This window comes from Pseudacidovorax intermedius, from assembly GCF_001476815.1.
Classification (GTDB): domain Bacteria; phylum Pseudomonadota; class Gammaproteobacteria; order Burkholderiales; family Burkholderiaceae_C; genus Xenophilus; species Xenophilus intermedius_A.
The window spans coordinates 1-4,998 of the sequence record NZ_LDSL01000178.1; the positions used below are offsets into that span (position 1 = coordinate 1).

The 4,998-nt window shown below is 70.0% G+C and carries 4 protein-coding genes; 2 read left to right on the plus strand and 2 right to left on the minus strand.

Annotated features, from left to right (window positions below):
• Positions 1 to 1,155: MGDG synthase family glycosyltransferase (locus tag NS331_RS22905; RefSeq protein WP_058644240.1), on the minus strand; the 1,155-nt coding region annotated here is incomplete at its 3' end.
• Positions 1,152 to 1,931 (minus strand): Crp/Fnr family transcriptional regulator, encoded by a 780-nt coding sequence (locus NS331_RS22910; RefSeq protein WP_058644241.1) that lies wholly within the window; start codon positions 1,929 to 1,931, stop codon positions 1,152 to 1,154. The genes NS331_RS22905 and NS331_RS22910, both read right to left, overlap by 4 nt.
• A gap of 118 nt (positions 1,932 to 2,049) precedes the next feature.
• On the opposite strand from NS331_RS22910, the gene NS331_RS22915 reads away from it, so the two are divergent.
• Both NS331_RS22915 and NS331_RS22920 read left to right on the plus strand, forming a co-directional pair.
• Positions 2,050 to 3,981, plus strand: a complete 1,932-nt coding sequence (locus tag NS331_RS22915; RefSeq protein ID WP_242873863.1) for an AMP-dependent synthetase/ligase — start codon at positions 2,050 to 2,052, stop codon at positions 3,979 to 3,981.
• A 58-nt stretch (positions 3,982 to 4,039) separates the two neighbouring features.
• Positions 4,040 to 4,873, plus strand: coding sequence for an ABC transporter ATP-binding protein (locus NS331_RS22920; RefSeq protein ID WP_058644242.1), 834 nt, complete (start codon positions 4,040 to 4,042; stop codon positions 4,871 to 4,873).
• Positions 4,874 to 4,998 lie beyond the last annotated feature (125 nt).

Sequence of the window (4,998 nt, forward strand, 5' to 3'; positions counted from 1 at the left end):
CGGGCGGGCTCCTTCGATCACTTGCGTCAACACGGCGCGGGCGGCGCCCGGCTTGCCCAGCGCCCGGCTGCGCGCGGCCATGGTGGCCAGGCGCGGCGCATCGGCCATCAGCCGGGCGATCTTGAATTCGAGGCCGATGGCATCGTCGGTGAGCCAGGCCGCGCCTTCCTCCAGCAGGTGGATGGCGTTGTGCTCTTCCTGCCCGGGGATGGGCGAGGTCAGCAGCATCGGCCGGCCCAGCGCCATGCATTCGGAAATGGTGAGCCCGCCGGGCTTGGTGACGACCAGGTCGGCGGCGGTCATCAACCGGTCCATCTCGCTGGTGAAGCCGATGGGCAGCAGCCGGCCGCCGTGCTGCGGGGCCAGGGCCTGCAGCTGCGCATGCGCGTCGGCATTGCGGCCGGCCACGGCGATGAGCTGGAAGTCCAGCCCCGGCAGCGCGAGCACGCGCCGCGCCATGCTGGGCAGGTCGCCCACGCCCGCGCCGCCCGAGACCATGAGCACCACGCCGCGCGCCGGGTCCAGCCCCAGGCCGCGCACGGCGGCGTCGCGCCCGGGCGCGGCGGCGGCCACGTCGAAGGCCGGCATCACTGGAATGCCCGTGACGTGGATGCGCCCGGCCGGCAGGCCGCGGGCGCGCATGCGGAAGGCGACTTCCTCGTTGGCCGCGAAGTAGCCCGCCATGCCCGGCACGATCCACATGTTGTGCAGGTCGTAGTCGGTCACCTGCAGCCACAGCGAGGCCGCCAGGCGCGCGCGCTGCTGCTCGCGTGCCAGCAGCTCGGCCGGCAGGAAGTGGGTGCAGACGATGGCGTCGGGCCGCTCGCGGGCGATCTGGCGCAGCAGATCGCGCGCGCTCAGCCGCTCGATGCCGCGGCGCAGCCGCTGCGAGGCCGCGCTGTGCGGCGTGCTGTCGGCCTTGCCGTGCAGGTAGGACCACACGTCGGGCGCGCGGTCCACCAGCTTGATGTACCAGTCGGTGTAGACCTTGCGGAAGCCTGCGGACACGTGCGCCATGGCGTCGATGTGCACGCATTGCCAGCCGGGCCAGCGCTGCTGGGCGGTGGCGGCCAGGGCCTGGGCCGCGCGGACGTGGCCGTTGCCCGCGCTGACGCTGAGAATGAGAAGCTTGCCAGGTTGCTGCGGTGTTGTCATGGTTCGGTGGTAGGGCGGCGCACGGCGCGCCGTCCCTGTGGCGCGCGGCCTCCTTGCCGCAATGCGGGCAGGTCGAGCACCCGCAGCCCACCGTACTCTACGCAGATGACACCTTGCGACGACAGCGCAGTGAGAGATTCGTTCACCCTTTGGCGTGACAAACCCACGAGATAGGCCAGTTCCTGCTGCGTGATGCGCAGCATCTGCCCCACCTTCGGAAACAGCACCGGGTTGAACAGCGCCGCCAGGTTGCGCGCCACGCGCGCGTCGGTGTTGTTGAGGCGGTCGATCTCCACCGCCGCGATGAACTGGCCCAGCCGCTCGTTGAGCTGGTTCATCACGAAGCGGTTGAAGCCGATGGAGTGGTCGAGCAGCCAGTGGAAGGTGTCGAGCGGCAGGCCGGCCACCAGGCTGCGGCGCAGCGCGCTCACCGTGTAGCGGTAGGGCTCGCGCTTGATGGCCGTGCCCTCGCCGAACCAGCCGCCGGGCGACAGGCCGCTGTAGGTGACCTGGCTGCCGTCCGCGCGCTCGTTGCTCATCTTGAGCAGGCCGTCGACCACGCCGAACCAGTAGGTGGGCGCGCGGCCCACGCGGCAGACCTGCTCGCCGGGCTCGGCCTCGCCGACCACCACGGCGGCCTCGGCCCGGCGGCGCTCGGCCGGCGCCAGCGCGTCCAGCCAGGGAATGGCCTGCAGCTCGGCCTCGGTCGCAGGCCGCACCCGGTCGCGGATCCCACGGGCAGTGGCCTTGGCGTTGCGTTGGCTTCGTTCGCCCATGGGGAAAGTCCCGAGAGTGGAGTCCCTAGGATTGTCGTCACAACGACACCGCGGCGTCAAAGTGCGGCCTAAATTGCGCGGCGTGGAACCTCAAGCCAACACCTTCCCCCGCCTGCTGATGGCCCATGCGCGCCAGCGTCCGGACGCACCCGCCGTGCGCGAGAAGGACCTGGGCATCTGGCAGACCTGGAGCTGGTCGCAGGCGGCGACCGAAGTGCGCGAGCTGGCCTGCGGCCTGGCCAGCCTGGGCTTCGCGGCCGGGGCCAACCTGGCCATCGTGGGCGCCAACCGGCCGCACCTGTACTTCGCGGTGGTGGCGGCCCAGAGCGTGGGCGGCGTGCCGGTGCCGCTCTACCAGGACGCGGCCGCGGCCGAGATGGTGTTCATGCTGGGCGACGCGGGCATCGAGTTCGTCTTCGCCGAGGACCAGGAGCAGGTCGACAAGCTGCTCGAATGCCGCGAACTGCAGCAGGCCGCCGGCACGGGCGGCACCGCGGCTTTGCGCACCATCGTCTACGACGACCCGCGCGGCCTGCGCCATTACGACCAGCCCGGCCTGATGAGCTACGCGCAGCTGCGCGAACTGGGCCAGGCCTTCGATGCCGCCACACCCGGCTTCTTCGACCGCGCGGTGGCCGCCGGCCAGCCCGGGGACGTGGCCGTGATCCTCTACACCTCGGGCACCACCGGCCGGCCCAAGGGCGTGTGCCAGACGCATGCCAGCTTCATGGCCGCGGGCCGCGGCGGCGTCGAGACCGACCGCCTGGGCCCGGGCGACGACATCATGAGCTACCTGCCCATGGCCTGGGTGGGCGACCACCTGTTCTCGGTGGCGCAGTGGCTGGTGGGCGGCTTCACGCTCAACTGCCCCGAGTCCGCCGCCACGGTGATGAACGACATGCGGGAGATCGGGCCGAGCTACTACTTCGGCCCGCCGCGCACCTTCGAGGGCCTACTCACGGCCGTGTCGATCCGCATGGAAGACGCGGCCGCCCCCAAGCGCTGGATGTACGCCAGGTTCATGGCGCTGGCCCGCCGCGTGGGCGCCGACATCCTGGCCGGCCGGCCGGTGGGCTTCGGCGACCGGCTGATGTACGGTCTGGGCAACCTGATGGTCTACGGCCCGCTGCGCAACGTGCTGGGCATGAGCCGCATCCGCGTGGCCTACACGGCCGGCGCGGCCATCGGGCCGGACCTGTTCCGCTTCTACCGCTCCATCGGCGTCAACCTCAAGCAGTTCTACGGCCAGACCGAGACCTGTGCCTATGTCTGCCTGCAGCGCGACGGCGAGGTCAAGCTCACCAGCGTGGGCACGGCCGCGCCGGGCATGGAGCTGAAGATCGCCGACAGCGGCGAGGTGCTGGTGCGCGGCGTCTCCGTGCTCAAGGCGTACTACAAGCGCCCCGATGCCACCGCCGAGGTGTTGGATGCCGACGGCTACTTCCACACCGGCGACGCCGGCGTGATCGACCACGAGGGCCACCTGCGCATCATCGACCGCGCCAAGGACGTGGGGCGCCTTGCGGGCGGCGCCATGTTCGCGCCCAACTACATCGAGAACAAGCTCAAGTTCTTCCCGCAGATCAAGGAGGCCGTGTGCTTCGGCCATGCGCGCGAGCAGGTCTGCGCCTTCATCAACATCGACTACGAGGCCGTGGGCAACTGGGCCGAGCGCCGCGCGCTGCCTTACGGCGGCTACGTGGACCTGGCGGGCAAGCCCGAGGTGCTGCAACTGGTGCGCGAGTGCATCGAGCAGGTCAATGCCGATTTGGCTGCGGAGGAAGGCATGGCCGACACGCAGATCGCGCGCTTCCTGGTGCTGCACAAGGAGCTGGACCCGGACGACGACGAGCTGACCCGCACCCGCAAGGTCCGCCGCGGCTTCATCGCCGACAAGTACGCCGTGCTGGTCGAGGCGCTCTATGCCGGCAGGACCGAGCAGTTCATCGAGACCCAGGTCAAGTTCGAGGACGGCCGCACCGGCAGCGTGAGCGCCACGCTCAAGATCGTGGAAGCGCGCTGCTTCCCGCCCGTGAAGGCTGCCGCATGAGCGCCCGCCCGGCCGCCCCGAAGGGCGCTCGCACCGCAGGCGAAGCCGAAGGTTATCTATGAACGCCACCACCGCCCAGGAGCTGGCCATGGCCGCCAGCGCGCCCCGCACCGGGCGCCGCATCGGGGACGTGATCCTCGACGTGCAGAACATCACCCTGCGCTTCGGTGGCGTCAAGGCACTCACCGACATCAGCTTCGACGTGCGCGAGCACGAGGTGCGCTCGATCATCGGGCCCAATGGGGCCGGCAAGAGCTCGATGCTCAACTGCATCAACGGCGTCTACCAGCCGCAGGAAGGGCAGATCACCTTCCGCGGCCAGACCTTCCGGCACATGAACTCGCGCCAGGTGGCCGAGATGGGCGTGGCCCGCACCTTCCAGAACCTGGCCCTGTTCAAGGGCATGAGCGTGCTGGACAACATCATGACCGGCCGCAACCTCAAGATGAAGTGCGGTCTGCTGGCGCAGGCCTTCCGCCTGGGCCCGGCCGAGCGCGAGGAGATCCGCCACCGCGAGTTCGTCGAACGCATCATCGACTTCCTCGAGATCCAGGCCTGGCGCAAGACGCCGGTGGGCCGGCTGCCCTATGGCCTGCAGAAGCGCGTGGACCTGGGCCGCGCCCTGGCCATGGAGCCGCAGGTGCTGCTCCTGGACGAGCCCATGGCCGGCATGAACGTGGAGGAGAAGCAGGACATGAGCCGCTTCATCCTGGACGTGAACGACGAGTTCGGCACCACCATCGTGCTGATCGAGCACGACATGGGCGTGGTGATGGACATCTCCGACCGCGTCGTGGTGCTGGACTACGGCAAGAAGATCGGGGACGGAACGCCGGACGAGGTGCGTGCCAATCCCGAGGTCGTCCGGGCGTACCTGGGGGCGGAGCATTGATGATGCACATCGCTGCGTCAGCGCCGCTGTCTCTGGCTGGGTTCCCGGGCCTGGTCGAGCGCTGGGCTTCGCATGTGCTTGGCGGGCGTGCAACTGTCCGGGGCGGGCCGAGGGCTGTGCGGGGC